This is a genomic window from Bradyrhizobium sp. MI1.10, from assembly GCF_055811035.1.
The window spans coordinates 63,869-77,750 of record NZ_JBVVPN010000036.1 but is presented as its reverse complement, the minus strand read 5'-3'; the positions used below and the strand labels follow the sequence as shown (position 1 = coordinate 77,750).

At 65.6% G+C, this 13,882-nt stretch carries 12 protein-coding genes; 11 read left to right on the top strand and 1 reads right to left on the bottom strand.

What is annotated here, in order from left to right; translation table 11 throughout:
- The 9 genes from AC0L3K_RS30345 to AC0L3K_RS30305 all read left to right on the top strand — a co-directional run.
- A partial coding sequence (locus AC0L3K_RS30345) for a hypothetical protein (protein WP_473367405.1) occupies positions 1 to 233 on the top strand: 233 nt, incomplete at its 5' end.
- Positions 234 to 273: 40 nt separating this feature from the next.
- Positions 274 to 1,680 carry a hypothetical protein gene (locus AC0L3K_RS30340; RefSeq protein WP_473367404.1) on the top strand — a complete coding sequence of 469 codons (1,407 nt, stop codon included), beginning with the start codon at positions 274 to 276 and terminating at the stop codon, positions 1,678 to 1,680.
- Positions 1,681 to 1,741: 61 nt separating this feature from the next.
- Entirely contained in the window at positions 1,742 to 2,458 is a 717-nt protein-coding gene (locus AC0L3K_RS30335) for a hypothetical protein (protein ID WP_246648682.1), read from the top strand.
- 172 nt (positions 2,459 to 2,630) lie between these two features.
- Positions 2,631 to 2,831, top strand: coding sequence for a hypothetical protein (locus AC0L3K_RS30330; protein ID WP_007608336.1), 201 nt, complete (start codon positions 2,631 to 2,633; stop codon positions 2,829 to 2,831).
- A gap of 69 nt (positions 2,832 to 2,900) precedes the next feature.
- A complete protein-coding gene (locus AC0L3K_RS30325; protein WP_473254618.1) occupies positions 2,901 to 3,551 on the top strand; it encodes a hypothetical protein in 651 nt (216 codons plus the stop codon).
- Between the two features lie 1,045 nt (positions 3,552 to 4,596).
- Positions 4,597 to 5,592 carry an NAD(P)H-dependent flavin oxidoreductase gene (locus AC0L3K_RS30320; protein WP_007593350.1) on the top strand — a complete coding sequence of 332 codons (996 nt, stop codon included), beginning with the start codon at positions 4,597 to 4,599 and terminating at the stop codon, positions 5,590 to 5,592.
- 25 nt (positions 5,593 to 5,617) lie between these two features.
- Positions 5,618 to 6,589, top strand: coding sequence for a zinc-binding dehydrogenase (locus tag AC0L3K_RS30315; protein ID WP_473367403.1), 972 nt, complete (start codon positions 5,618 to 5,620; stop codon positions 6,587 to 6,589).
- 211 nt (positions 6,590 to 6,800) lie between these two features.
- The gene (locus AC0L3K_RS30310; RefSeq protein ID WP_473367402.1) at positions 6,801 to 8,174 is read left to right on the top strand and encodes a cation diffusion facilitator family transporter; all 1,374 of its coding nucleotides are present in this window, start codon (positions 6,801 to 6,803) and stop codon (positions 8,172 to 8,174) included.
- A 227-nt stretch (positions 8,175 to 8,401) separates the two neighbouring features.
- Positions 8,402 to 10,732 (top strand): PAS domain-containing sensor histidine kinase, encoded by a 2,331-nt coding sequence (locus AC0L3K_RS30305; protein ID WP_354164402.1) that lies wholly within the window; start codon positions 8,402 to 8,404, stop codon positions 10,730 to 10,732.
- A 3-nt stretch (positions 10,733 to 10,735) separates the two neighbouring features.
- On the opposite strand, the gene AC0L3K_RS30300 is transcribed toward AC0L3K_RS30305, so the two are convergent.
- Positions 10,736 to 11,629, bottom strand: a complete 894-nt coding sequence (locus tag AC0L3K_RS30300) for a LysR family transcriptional regulator (protein ID WP_007593359.1) — start codon at positions 11,627 to 11,629, stop codon at positions 10,736 to 10,738.
- A gap of 222 nt (positions 11,630 to 11,851) precedes the next feature.
- Between AC0L3K_RS30300 and AC0L3K_RS30295 the strand changes: the two genes are divergently transcribed.
- Together AC0L3K_RS30295 and AC0L3K_RS30290 are read left to right on the top strand one after the other, a co-directional pair.
- Positions 11,852 to 12,328 (top strand): formate dehydrogenase subunit gamma, encoded by a 477-nt coding sequence (locus AC0L3K_RS30295; protein ID WP_219680869.1) that lies wholly within the window; start codon positions 11,852 to 11,854, stop codon positions 12,326 to 12,328.
- Positions 12,325 to 13,881: a formate dehydrogenase beta subunit gene (locus AC0L3K_RS30290; RefSeq protein WP_473367401.1), complete on the top strand. Its 1,557-nt coding sequence runs from the start codon at positions 12,325 to 12,327 to the stop codon at positions 13,879 to 13,881. The genes AC0L3K_RS30295 and AC0L3K_RS30290 overlap by 4 nt, the downstream gene beginning before the upstream one ends.
- Position 13,882 lies beyond the last annotated feature (1 nt).

Genomic DNA, 13,882 nt, shown 5'->3' with positions numbered 1-13,882 from the left:
CCCCCCCCCCCCCCCCCCCCCCCCCCCCCCCCCCCCCCCCCCCCCCCCCCCCCCCCCCCCCCCCCCCCCCCCCCCGCAATGACGGCGGAGGGAGCCAGCGCCCCGCCGCGGAGGAAACCCCGGCAACCCACTTCCCCTCGACCGATCGGCTGACGCATTCAGCCGTGGATCACGCGACCGGACCTGTCCGGCAAGCCTCCGCCACCCTTGATCTCGGTTCCGCTCTCCAATAGCAATTATGGCGATAATGTGTGCCGGCGTGAGGAAGTCACGATGTGGCTGTTTTTCCTGGTTGCCTGGTTTGTTCTGCTCACTGTCATCGCGATCTTCGCCCAGCAGGCGCTCGGTTACGATATCGGCCACCTGCCTGTCTGGTTCGGAGGCCTGCCTGTCCCGCAGCGGTTTGCGACCGGCGCGATCCTGGCCCTGGCGCTGGCACTGATCGGCGCCTCCGCCTGGCGGCTCTCGCGCCAGGACCGGCGCCTCGACACGTTGCGCGACCGCCTCAAGAAGACCCGCGAGGACGTCGTCGTCGCCCACGCCCTGCAAAACCACCTCGACGCCACCGTCCGGCACCTGATCGAGAGCGATCCGCGGGAGGCCGTCTCCGCCCTGCACGACAAGCTGGGCGAGACCGAGCAGCGGGCCCTGCTGCAGCGGGGCCGCAACGAATCCACCGACATGCACGACCAGCTCGCCGAAATCCGCCGGCGCCAGCAGGAACTGCGCGACATGGTCGGCAAGGTCGCCGAGCAGCGCCGCGCCGTCGAGCCGGTTTTCACCGAGATCCGCGACCGCCAGAACCAGCTCGAACGCTCGCTGCACAACCTTGAGACCGACGACCGCAAGAACAACCTCGCCGACCGGCTGAAGGACATCGCGCGCGACGTATCGACGCTGCTGTCCCGGGTCGGCACGGTCCAGAACACCTTTGCGACCCTGAACCAGTACAAGGAAGATCTGGCGAAGTCCCACGCCGAGCTGGTGCCGTTGCGCGCGTCGGACGCCGGCCTCAATGCCTTGATCGGCGAGCTGAGCCTCGGTCACGAGCGCCTCGCCAAGAGCGTCGACGAGCTCGAAACCGGCGGCGAAGCCCCTCTCGGCGCCCGCGTCGAGACGCTGTCGAAGAACAAGATCGAGATCGAGCAGCGCCTGGCCCGCATCGACGACAGCTTCCACATCCTAAAAGGCATCGGGCTCGATTTCGAAGAGCTCGGCCAGCGCCAGGCCCAGCTCGAGCGCTCGCTCGCCGGTGTCGAGACCGACGCCGACGGCAAGACGCTTGTCGACCGCCAGAATGCGCTGAACGATTTTGTGCTCCAGTCGCGCCAGCGCCTCGGCGCGTTACAGGAAACGCTGGCGACGCTGAACGCCTTCAAGGCGGAGCTGTCGAAGTCGCAGGCTGACCTCGTCCCGCTGAAGGCGCCCGTATTCGGAATCGAAGCCATGATCGCGGACGTCGGTACCACGCGCGATCTCCTCGCCAAAACCGTCGGCGAGATTGAGGCGAGCGGCGACGTCACCCTCGCCTCGCGCGTCGACGCGCTGACCAAGAGCAAGCGCGAGGTCGAAGACCGCATCGCCCGCATCTTCGACAATTTCAACGCGCTCGACGGCTTGCGAAAAGACATCGGCGGCATCTTCTCGACGATCCGGAACAGCCTCAACCGGATCGGGTGAAGGCCATCAATCCCGCGGGATGGTTCGAACCGCGATCCCCATCCGCCCGACCAATCCGGACATGCGCTTGATCCTCGGCCTCCTCTCCGCCCTGCTCGGCGCGCTCGCCGGCTGGTTCGCCCTTGCAGCACTGGTGATCGCGCTGGCCGGGCCAGACCGCGATGGCGGCATCGCCATGGGCGCCTTCTTCGACATCGGTCCGATCGGCGGCGTGGTTGGCCTGATCGCCGGCATCTGGCTGTTCGTGCGCTTCGGCCTGGTCCGGAATGCAACGCCACAGCCGCCCGCGGAAACCTCCGACACCACGCCTCACCGCACCACGCGGCTCTCCGCACCCTTTGCTCTCACTGTTCTACTCATCGCGGCAATCCTTGGCTATTGGGGCTGGTACGAACTCATCCGCTCGCCCTATCTCAGTCACGGCTACATGACGCTCCACATCGAGTTTCGCCTTCCCGCTGGCATGACGCTGCCGGACAAGGCGGAGGATGTGCACATCGAGGTCGAGGAAGCGACCGGGTATGCCAATGCCGATTTGCCTCCGAACTGGCGCGCGCATGAAGGCGAGCGCAAAGCGATCATTGCCTCCACGTCGTTGTCGTACAAAACGCGTCATCGCGCCGTTAGCCTGACGCTTCCGGGTTCGCCGACGCAGAGCTGGCCGATCGATCTCCCCTCCGATCCTGATCCCACCCCTGGCTTTTCACCCTGGCGCGTGGCGGGCGACCCCTCACCGGCGAAGATCGAGATGCATTTCCGCCTCAGCGCCGATCACTGAGCGAACGAGCGGCGCGAGGGCGAAACATTCAGACACATCACATTTCGGCGCGCCCGGCAGATGCCGCCAACATGTCGCGCCGATGCCGCACTGTGGTCGCATTCGGCCGCCCTTCTGTGAGGCGTGTCTGGGGGCACGGCGGTGCCGTGTTTGGACCAAACCTTCTAGGGGTATGACTGTGAAGAAGATTGTATTTGTCGTGGGTGCTACGCTTGCTCTGGTGACGGTTGCGAATGCTGCGGATCTGCCGCGCCGCCAGCCCGTTCCCGTCTATTCCGAGCAGGCGCCGATCGGCAAGATGCCGATTGGCAAGAGCCCGGTTGGAAAGGCCCCGATCGGCAAGGCGCCCGGCCCCGTCGCGGCGCGCTACTGACGCGCAGAGAAATACGCGCAGAAGCAAGCGTTGACTCTGCGTGAGTGGCCGACAGTCGAGGGGCATAGCGTGACGAACAAACCTGATCGATCGGGACCCTGCATCCTTGCGGGATTCGCGCTCGCGGCCATGCTCGCGTGCACGACACCCTCGGCCTCCGCCCACGAAGCGAACAAGCGCGTTGCTGAGGCAAACGCGCTTGCCACGACCGAGACCGCATCACGGCCGGCGCCGCAAACGACGCGGCGCGCAGTCGCGCGCGCGGAGAAAGGTCCGTACTACGTCGATTTCCGCGCCCGCACGGCCGCGAGCTGGGGCCACGCGTTCGTCTGGTACGGCAAGACCAGCGAGCGCGCCGTCGAGGTGGCAGGGCTCACGCCCGCCGGCGACACCTGGGCCTATGTGCTCGGTCACCTCACCTGGGTGCCGGCGGAGACCGGCGCGAGCTACGGCGATCTCGACCCGGACTATCTGACCGCGAACTACCGCGTCTATCTGAACGAAGCCGACGCGAAGCGCGTGTTTGCCTATATCAAGAAATTGCAGGCGAGCTCGCCGGTCTGGAACGCGGAGACCACCAATTGCACCGGCTTCATCGGCGACATCGCCGAGTATATGGGATTGAAGGTCCCCTACCGCTGGCAGCGCCCCGAAAACTTCGTCAACAGCCTCAAGGAAATGAACGGCGACCGCCAGATGGTGCGGCTGTCGACGGAGTAGCCCCCCAGGGCGCACCACGCGACGCCGTCATTGCGAGCGCAGCGAAGCAATCCAGAGTCCCTCCACGGGTAGAGTCTGGATTTCTTCGCTGCGCTCGTAATGACGATGCCGAAGCAATTGGGGCACGATGGATTGGCGGAGTGCCCGTCGGGCAAAACACCCGCACAAATTTCCCACCCCGCCTGTCAATCCCCATCGTCCAAAATATTCCACTTTACCGAAATTCGGATTTGTCGTATCTACGACACACCCTGACCCGGGACAAGGGGCGGATCGCGATCGTCACGAACCGCGGGTTAGGCAGCGATGGACGCGACGGCGTCGAGCGCGGGGAGCCTTGCAGGGCGGGAAACCGTGAGCACAGGCTTTCGCGCCTGCGACACGGCGCCGACAGCGTCTTCGCATGGCTTCGGGTGCGAGCACACGCCAGCTCTCGAAGGCCCAGCGAGGACGTGCGCGGACGGCGAAGTCGTGTGGTCCTGACGCCCGGGGTCTGTGCGTCAAGTCCTGTAGTGATGCGTGCTGCCCGACCGGGCGGACGCGTCAGCCATCTGCGGGGCGACGGGGGCAATAGTGCATCGCTCCCCGGGGAGAGCACGAAGTAAGCCGTAAACCACCGCGCAGGGAAGGCCGGGCGATTGGCTGACCTGTGGTCCACCCCGTGTGCATTCCTTTGGCGCACGGACTTGCGGGTGCCAGCCGGCGCCCGGCCTTCCCTGCGCCCTTGTTACCGCAAGGGTGATGCGACCAAGCAAAGCTCGGGCGGAATACGCCGCGAGAGGGCGAAGGCGTGCCTTGCGAGAAAATGCAAGTTGATGGTCTCCGAAAGCTCCTCATCCTCCGTCGGTGTTGAAGCAGCGGCGCACAAAAACCCTCGTGCGCCCGGTGCTACCACCTCAATTATCCGCCCTGCGGAATCCCCGCACTCCCCGCATGATCGCCCCGCCTCCACCGCACGCCCTTCCAATAGACTTTTCCCGACCTGGGCGGCATCCTGCCGCCATCAAACGATAACAGAGCGCCACACAGGCGGAGGAAACAGATCATGCTGCAGACACGGTTCACCAAACTCGTCGGTGTCGAGCACCCGATTGTCCAGGGCGGCATGCAATGGGTCGGGCGTGCCGAGCTGGTCGCCGCCGTCGCCAATGCCGGCGCGCTCGGCTTCATCACGGCGCTGACCCAGCCGACGCCGGAGGACCTCAGGAAGGAGATCGCCCGCTGTCGCGATCTCACCGACAAGCCGTTTGGCGTCAACCTCACCATCCTGCCCGCGATCAAGCCGCCGCCTTATGCCGAATATCGCGCCGCCATCATCGAGAGCGGCATCAAGGTGGTCGAGACCGCCGGCAACAAGCCGCAGGAGCATGTCGACGAGTTCAGGAAGCACGGCGTCAAGGTCGTGCACAAATGCACCAGCGTCCGTCACGGGCTCTCGGCCGAGCGCATGGGCGTCGACGCCATCTCGATCGACGGGTTCGAATGCGCGGGCCATCCCGGCGAGGACGACACCCCCGGCCTGATCCTGATCCCGGCCGCCGCCAACAAGATCAAGATCCCGATGATCGCCTCCGGCGGCTTTGCCGACGCCCGCGGCCTCGTCGCCGCACTGGCGCTCGGCGCCGAAGGCATCAACATGGGCACCCGCTTCATGGCGACGAAAGAGAGCCCCATTCATCAGCTCATCAAGGAGAAGATCGTCGCCAATGACGAGCGCGAGACCGAGCTGATCTTCCGCACCATGCGCAACACTTCCCGCGTCGCCAGGAACGAGATCTCGACCAAGGTCGTCGCGATGGAGAAGGAAGGCGCCAAGTTCGAGGACATCCGCGAACTCGTCGCGGGCGCCCGCGGCAAGATGGTCTACGCGACCGGCAACTCGGACGAAGGCATCTGGTCGGCGGGCCAGGTCCAGGGCCTGATCCAGGACATCCCGACCTGCGCCGAACTGATCTCCCGCATCGTGCGCGAAGCGGAGGCGATCATCCGCAGCCGGCTCGAAGGCATGATCGTTCATCCGACAGCGCAGGCCGCGGAATAATCACTGCAAGAAGCGAGAGCAATTCATGAAGGCTTATGTCTACGGCCCTGGTGGCGCTACGATTTCCGACGTCGTTCAACCAAAGCCCGAAGGCACGCAGGTGCTGGTCCGGGTCCGCGCCTGTGGCCTCAATCGCGCCGACACCGGCATGCGCAAGGGCCACGCCCATGGCGCGGCCGGCGGTGCTGGGACCGTGCTCGGCATGGAATGGGCCGGCGAGGTCGCCGCGCTTGGACCGGATGCCAAAGGCGTCAAGGTCGGCGACCGCATCATGGGTTCGGGCGGCGCGGCGTTTGCCGAATACACGCTGGCCGATCACGGCCGGCTGTTCCGCGCGCCCTCGAACATGAACTTCGAGGAAGCCGCCACCCTGCCCGTCGCACTCGCGACCATGCACAACGCCGTCGTCACCATCGGCGGCGTGCAGCCCGGGCAAGCCGTCCTGATCCAGGGCGCAAGCTCCGGCGTCGGCCTGATGGCGATGCAGATCGCGAAACTCAAGGGCGCCAGGCTGGTGATCGGCTCCTCGACCGATGCGGCTCGCCGCGGCCGACTGAAGGAGTATGGCGCCGACCTCGCGGTCGATTCCTCCGACCCCACATGGGTCGACGAGGTGCTGAAGGCGACGAACGGCGAAGGTGTCGACCTCATCGTGGACCAGGTCTCGGGCAAGGTCGCGAGCCAGAACCTCGCCGCGACGAAGGTAAAAGGCCGCATTGTCAATGTCGGCCGGCTCGGCGGCACCCATGCCGATTTCAACTTCGACCTGCACGCGGCGCGCCGCATCGACTATGTCGGCGTCACCTTCCGCAGCCGCACCATCGCGGAGATCCGTGAGATCTTCGACGAGGTCAAGAAGGACATCTGGGGCGCGGTCGAGTCACGAAAACTGCAGCTGCCGATCGACAAGGTGTTCGCTTTCGACGACATCGACAAGGCGTTCGAGCACATGGAGGCCAACAAGCATCTCGGCAAGATCGTCGTGACGCTGCCTTAACATTCGAGGGGCCAAAGACCTCGGTCTCGTAGGGTGGGCAAAGCGAAGCGTGCCCACAATGTGTCAGCGTCCCCGAAAGATGGTGGGCACGGCGCTCCGCGCCTTTGCCCACCCTACAAAACCAGGGGGGTCATCGCTCCTGCAACTCACTAGCGTCTACGCCTGTGGATCGTCGCTTGATGTTCAGTCACAGGCTGCTAAATCCCCCGCCATGAGCTCCCAACATAACAAGACCTCGGTCGCAGCGATCTCGATCTTCGCCAGTGGCGGCATGGCGGCGGCCAAGTTCGCGGTCGGGATCGCGATCGGCTCGCTGGCGCTGATCTCGGAGGCGCTGCATTCGTCGATCGACCTGGTCGCGACCATCATCACCTGGGCGGTGGTGCGGGTATCCGACAAGCCGGCGGATGAGGAGCATCATTACGGCCACGGCAAGCTCGAAAGCGTCTCGGCGCTGGGCGTCACCGCCCTGCTCTATGTGCTCGCCGGCGGTATCCTGGTCGAGTCCTACAGTCGGCTGCGCGAGGGAACCGCGCCGCCGACCATTTCGGCCGTGCCGTTCGTGGTGCTGGTGATCGACATCGCCGTCAATCTCTGGCGCGCCCGCGCCCTGCACCGTGCCGCGCGGGAGACCAGGAGCCAGGCGCTCGCCGCCGATGCGCTGCATTTCGCCTCCGACGTGATGGGCTCGTTCGCCGTGATCGTGGGCCTGATCCTCGCCGGCCTCGGCTTCTGGTGGGGCGACGCGGCGGCCGCCGCCGCGGTGGCCGTCATGATCGCCCTGCTCGGCCTGCGCATGGCCGGCACGACCGTGCAGACGCTGGTCGACCGTGCCCCCGAAGGCGCGCATGAGACGGCGACGGCTGCGATCCGCAGCGTGCCGGGTGTGATTGGCGTCGAGCGGCTCCGCGTGCGCATGGTCGGGGCAACGACGTTTATCGACACGATCGCAAAGGTGCCGCGGACTTACCCCATCGACCGGGTCGAGGACATCAAGCGCAGCGCGCAAGCAGCGGTCGAGAAGGCCTTCGGCGATACCGACCTCACCTTCACCGCAGTCCCCGTGGCGCGCGACAACGAGACCGTGCGCGACCGCATCATGGTCATCGCCCACAATTCGGGCCTCGCCATCCACCACGTCACCGTGCACGATCTCGGCGCCAAGCTGATCGTCAGCATCGACCTCGAGGTCGACGCCGGGATGCAGCTCGACGCCGCCCATGACGTCGCCAACACGCTGGAACGCAACATCCAGGAAGAATTCGGCGCAGACGTCGAGGTGGACGTCCACATCGAGCCGCTGGAACCGGAACTGCCGTTCGGGGTCGACGCCGCACCGGAACGGGTGCGGGCCATTGCCGCCGCCCTAACGGAATATGCCGCCGGCGGCGAGATCCACGACATCCACAATGTCCGCGTCCGCAACACCGACGCCGGCGAGATCGTCAACTTTCACTGCCGCGCCGAGCCGTCGATGAGCGTGATCCGGGTGCACGAGCATGTCGATGCGATCGAGCGCGCGTTGCGGCGCGCGTTCCCGAGCGTGAAGCGCGTCATCAGTCACGCCGAACCGCCGCGCGCGTGACAGAGAATGTGCGAGGAGTCACACGTTCCCGTTTCGGACTCGCCGCGCACGTAAGTTTGCGGACGCGCGACGCACAAACTGCGCGTTGGATAAGAATAAATTCGCGTTAACGATTCGTTGACTCTCGACAGCCCGCCAAATCTGGATTCAAATCGACCATGATTCGGAAGCGATGTGGGGCTGCTTCCGAACTCAAGTTGCAAGCAGGTTTCCAGGGGGCTTTAGGCATGTCGCGTGCAGACGCCGCGAACGCGTGCGTCCAATCCGATTCGATCAAAGGATTGGCGCAATCGATCGCGAAACCTGCCTATCATCGGCTCCTGATCGCGGAGCCTGCGCTGCGCCGCGCCGTGCCGACGCTCATCATCGCGTTCCTGATCACGATCTGTCTCGGCGCATTCGTGCAGGTCGTCGACCAGACACGCCAGAAGCGGCTGGTGATCCGCCACGACATCTCGGCGCTCGCCGACCTGCTCGCCGAGCGTATCGACCGCCTGACCTCCGCGCGACAGGAGCGGCTGAAGAACATCGAGAGCCTGCCGGCGCTGCTGCCCGATCTCATTCCATCCTGGGGCACCGCCTCGGGCCGCCACGTCATCGTCACCTCGGCCGGACTCGACCGCCGCATCCTCGCCCGCATCCCGGTCGACAGCGATCCCTCGGGCAACGACCGCCTGCTCGACGCAATCACGACGGCGCAACTGCTGGCGGCGCCCCCGCGCGACGGCAGCATCTCCGACATGACGCTGCCGAACGGCAACGCTGCAATGGCGACCTCGCGGCAGATCAAGTCGCTGCCCGGCTTCGTCACCGTGATCCAGGAGCGCAACGAGCCGATCTGGGGCTCGGACGCCGCGCTGTCGGTGACGCTGTCGGCCACCACCGGCTTCGTGGTCCTGATCCTCGGCTTCGCCTTCCACTGGCAGTCCACCCGTGCGCGCGAGGGCGACCTGATCAACGACGCCGTGCGCGGCCGCATCGACACCGCGCTCAACCGCGGCCGCTGCGGGCTGTGGGACTGGGACCTGTCGCGCGGCCGCATCTTCTGGTCGCAGTCAATGTTTTCGATGCTCGGCCTCGACGGCCGCAACGAGCTCCTCACCTTCGGCGAGGTCAACGCGCTGGTGAAGTCCGACGACATCGATCTGTTCGAGATCGCCGACCAGCTCATCTCCGAGAAGATCGACCACATCGACCAGACCTTCCGCATGCAGCATGTCGACGGCCACTGGATCTGGCTGCGCGTCCGCTGCGAAAAGACCAGCGGCGCGACCGACTCCAGCGTTCACCTGATCGGGATCGCCGTCGACATCACCGAGCAGAAGAGCCTCGCCGAGCGGACCGTGGAAGCCGATTTGCGCCTGCGCGACGCGATCGAGACCATTCCCGAAGCCTTCGTGCTGTGGGATGCGAGCGACCGCCTGGTGCTCTGCAATTCGCACTTCCAGCGCCTGCACAAGCTGCCCGACTCCGCCGTCATCCCCGGCACCTCCTACGAGACGGTGCTCGAGGTCGGCCGCATGCCCGAAGTCCGCACCCGGCACAACGAGACTGCGAGCCAGGGCCCGGGCGCGCGTACCTTCGAGGCGCAGCTCGACGACGGCAGCTGGCTGCACATCAGCGAGCGCCGCACCAAGGACGGCGGCTACGTCTCGGTCGGCACCGACATCACCCGCATCAAGGAGCACGAGCAGAAGCTGGTCGACAACGATCTACGCCTGCGCGCCACCGTCATCGACCTCAAGCGCTCGCAGGCAGCCCTGGAGCGCCAGGCGGGCGAACTCGCCGATCTCGCCGAGAAATATCAGCGCGAGAAGACCCGCGCCGAGGAAGCCAACCAGACCAAGTCGAAATTCCTCGCCAATATGAGCCACGAGCTGCGCACGCCGCTGAACGCGATCATCGGCTTCTCCGAGATCATGGGCTCGGGCATGTTCGGCGAGCTCGGCTCGGAGAAGTACCAGGAATACTGCCACGACATCCTAACCAGCGGGCATTACCTGCTCGAAGTCATCAACGACATCCTCGACATGTCCAAGATCGAGGCCGGCCGCATGAAGCTCGACATGGAAGAGCTCGACCTGGCGCAGACGCTGGCGGAATCCCTGCGGGTCGTCACCGGCCGGGCACAGGACAAGCACCTGACGCTCGACGCCGACATCGCGAAATCCATCTCCGTCGTCGCCGACCGCCGCGCCACCAAGCAGATCATCGTCAATTTGCTCTCCAACGCCGTGAAGTTCACGCCCGACGGCGGACGTATCGTGGTGCGCAGCCGGCAGCTCGACGACAGGATCGTGCTGATGATCGCCGACACCGGTATCGGCATCGCGCCGCATTCGCTGGCGCGGCTCGGCCGCCCCTTCGAGCAGGTCGAGAGCCAGCTCACCAAGACCTATCACGGCTCGGGACTGGGGCTGGCGATCGCCCGCTCGCTGGCGCAGCTTCATGGCGGCTCGATGCGGCTGCGCTCAAAGCTGGAGGTCGGCACCGTCGTGCGCGTCACCCTGCCCCGCGACGCGATGAAGTCGGCGTCAGGAATATCGGCTGCGGCCTGATGGCTACGATTGCAGCGACGGCGCAACTTCCCGCGCGACATTGACCAGCGCAGCGATCAGCGGCGTCATCGGATCACGCTGCGGGATCACCATGCCGATGCTGTAATTGACATCGGGATCGGTGATCGGGATCGAGCGCACGGTGTCGGACAGGCCGAGCGTCTCGGCCAGCTTGGCCGGCATCACACTGGCCCAGCGCCCCGTCTTCACATGGGTAAACAGCACGAGCAGCGAATTCGAGGTCAAGGTCGGCGTCGCCTCCGCGCCGACGGAGCGCAACGCGCGGTCGATGATGCGGCGGTTCTGCATGTCGGGTGTCAGCAGGCACAGCGGCACCTGCCCGACCTCCTTCCACGTCACTGTCTCGCGATCGCCGAACATTCCATCCGGCGCGGTGAGCAGGCGATAGCTCTCGTTATAGAGCGGAATGGTGCGCACCTTGCCGATCGGCTCGTTCTCGATATAGGTCAGCCCCGCATCCACCTCGAGATTCTCGAGCAACCCCAGCACCTCGGACGAGGTCGTGGAGCGGATACTGAAGCGCACCTCGGGATGCCTGGCGCGGAACGGCGTCGTCAGCGCAGCGACCATACCGAGCACGGTCGGGATTGCGGCAATACGGATCTCGCCCGAGAGCTGATGCTTCAGCCCGTTGATCTCGTCACGCATCGCGCGGGCATCGCCGACGATGCGCCGCGCCCAATCCAGCGCCCGCTCGCCTTCCGGCGTAAAACCCTGGAAGCGGGAGCCGCGCTGGACCAGCATCACGCCGAGGATCTCCTCGAGCTGCTTCAGCCCGGTCGACATCGTCGGTTGCGTCACGCCGCACATTTCGGCGGCCCGGCCGAAATGCCGTTCCTTCGCCAGCGCCAGCAGCAGTTCAAGCTTGTCGAGCAACCGTCATCCCCTCCGATCGTGTGGCGGCATGCAAGCTAGCATGCCCTCCCCCTTCCAACACGCAAAAACCGCCCGGCGGACGGCTCCAATCGCAATTTCAAATCGAGTGATTGCCATCGCAAATCGATCGGAATCCGCAATCGCAGCATGAGACAGCTTTATTGATCTTCGAACGATTCCAAATAGTTTGCGATCAGCAGACGCTCCGGTCGAGAACGAAGAATGACAGCGGTTTACGAGCCTTGGGACGAAACGCGCGGCGCCGAGATCATCGCCGAACACAGCAAGCAGGAAGGCGCGACGCTCGTGATGCTGCACGCGCTCCAGGATGCGTTCGGCTACGTGCCGGCGGCAGCCATTCCTATGGTGGCGCACGCGCTCAATCTGTCGCGCGCCGAAGTGCATGGCGTGTTCACGTTCTACCATGATTTTCGCCACAAGCCGGCCGGCCGCCATGTGCTGAAACTCTGCCGCGCGGAGGCCTGTCAGGCGGCGGGCGGCGACGCGCTGGCTGCGCGTGCGGAGGCAAAGCTCGGCGTGTCGCTCGGCCACACCACGGCCGATGATCGCGTCACGCTGGAGCCGATCTACTGCCTCGGACTGTGTGCAACCGCGCCGTCCGCGATGCTTGACGGTCGGCTGATTGGCCGGCTCGACGAGAAGCGTATCGATGCTCTCGTTGCAGAGGCGCAGCGATGAGCATCCGTCTATATGTCTCTCGCGATGCCGGTGCGCTTGCGGTCGGCGCCGACGAGGTCGCGCTGGCGCTGGAGCAGGCTGCAGCCAAGCGTGGCATTGCCGTCGAGATCGTCAGGACCGGCTCGCGCGGCCTGTACTGGCTCGAGCCACTGGTCGAGGTCGCGACGCCGCAGGGCCGGATCGCGTTCGGCCCCGTGACCGAGACCGATGTGCCCTCCCTGCTCGACGCGCTCGCGAGCAACACGCCGCATCTGCTGCGGCTCGGGGCCACCGACCAGATCCCCTGGCTCAAGCGCCAGACCCGCCTGACCTTCGCGCGCTGCGGCGTGATCGACCCGCGCTCGCTCGACGACTACCGTGCCCATGGCGGCTACAAGGGCCTGGAGCGCGCGCTCTCGCTCGGCTCGGATGCGATCCTCACTGAGGTCACTGCATCGGGCCTGCGCGGCCGTGGCGGCGCAGGCTTCCCGACCGGCATCAAATGGAAGACGGTCGCGCAGGCGAAAGCGGATCGCAAGTTCATCGTCTGCAACGCCGACGAAGGCGACAGCGGCACCTTCGCTGACCGCATGATCATGGAAGGCGATCCCTTCCTCGTCATCGAGGGCATGACGACCGCCGGCATCACCGTCGGCGCGACCAAGGGTTACATCTACATCCGCAGCGAATATCCGCACGCGATCGAGGCGATGAACGCAGCCATCCAGGCTGCGAAGCGCGACGGCTATCTCGGCGCGAACATCGGCGGCTCCGCATACAGCTTCGATCTCGAGGTCCGCGTCGGCGCCGGCGCTTACGTTTGCGGCGAAGAGACCTCGCTGCTGGAAAGCCTCGAAGGCCGCCGTGGCCTCGTGCGCGCGAAGCCGCCACTGCCCGCACATCGCGGCCTGTTCGGCAAGCCGACCGTCATCAATAACGTGCTGTCGTTCGCCGCCATTCCCTTCATCCTGGCCGAGGGCGCCAAGCCCTATGCCGATTTCGGCATGGGTCGCTCGCGCGGTACGATGCCGATCCAGCTCGCCGGCAACATCCGCCACGGCGGGCTGTTCGAGACAGCGTTTGGCGTGACGCTCGGCGAACTCGTCGACGACATCGGCGGCGGCACGTTCACGGGCCGCCCAATCCGCGCTGTGCAGGTCGGCGGTCCCTTGGGCGCCTACTTCCCGCGCGCGCTGTTCGACACCCCGTTCGACTACGAGGCCTTCGCCGCGCGCGATGGCCTGATCGGCCATGGCGGAATCGTCGTGTTCGACGATAGCGTCGACATGCGCAAGCAGGCGCGTTTCGCCATGGAATTCTGCGCCATCGAATCCTGCGGCAAGTGCACGCCGTGCCGGATCGGCTCGACCCGCGGCGTCGAGACGATCGAGAAGATCATCAACGGCGAGCGCGTGAGCGAAAACCTCGCACTCGTCGAAGACCTCTGCAACACCATGAAATTCGGCTCACTCTGCGCCCTCGGCGGCTTCACGCCCTACCCCGTGCTCAGCGCATTGAAGCACTTCCGGGAGGATTTCATCCCGACCCCGACTACTCTTCAGGCCGCGGAATAGG

Excerpts from the sequence above, each read along its gene's own strand:
- AC0L3K_RS30340 (WP_473367404.1), top strand. The coding sequence starts at position 274 with ATGTGGCTGTTTTTCCTGGTTGCCTGGTTTGTTCTGCTCACTGTCATC.
- AC0L3K_RS30335 (WP_246648682.1), top strand. The coding sequence starts at position 1,742 with ATGCGCTTGATCCTCGGCCTCCTCTCCGCCCTGCTCGGCGCGCTCGCC.
- AC0L3K_RS30330 (WP_007608336.1), top strand. The coding sequence starts at position 2,631 with ATGACTGTGAAGAAGATTGTATTTGTCGTGGGTGCTACGCTTGCTCTG.
- AC0L3K_RS30320 (WP_007593350.1), top strand. The coding sequence starts at position 4,597 with ATGCTGCAGACACGGTTCACCAAACTCGTCGGTGTCGAGCACCCGATT.
- AC0L3K_RS30315 (WP_473367403.1), top strand. The coding sequence starts at position 5,618 with ATGAAGGCTTATGTCTACGGCCCTGGTGGCGCTACGATTTCCGACGTC.
- AC0L3K_RS30310 (WP_473367402.1), top strand. The coding sequence starts at position 6,801 with ATGAGCTCCCAACATAACAAGACCTCGGTCGCAGCGATCTCGATCTTC.
- AC0L3K_RS30305 (WP_354164402.1), top strand. The coding sequence starts at position 8,402 with ATGTCGCGTGCAGACGCCGCGAACGCGTGCGTCCAATCCGATTCGATC.
- AC0L3K_RS30295 (WP_219680869.1), top strand. The coding sequence starts at position 11,852 with ATGACAGCGGTTTACGAGCCTTGGGACGAAACGCGCGGCGCCGAGATC.
- AC0L3K_RS30290 (WP_473367401.1), top strand. The coding sequence starts at position 12,325 with ATGAGCATCCGTCTATATGTCTCTCGCGATGCCGGTGCGCTTGCGGTC.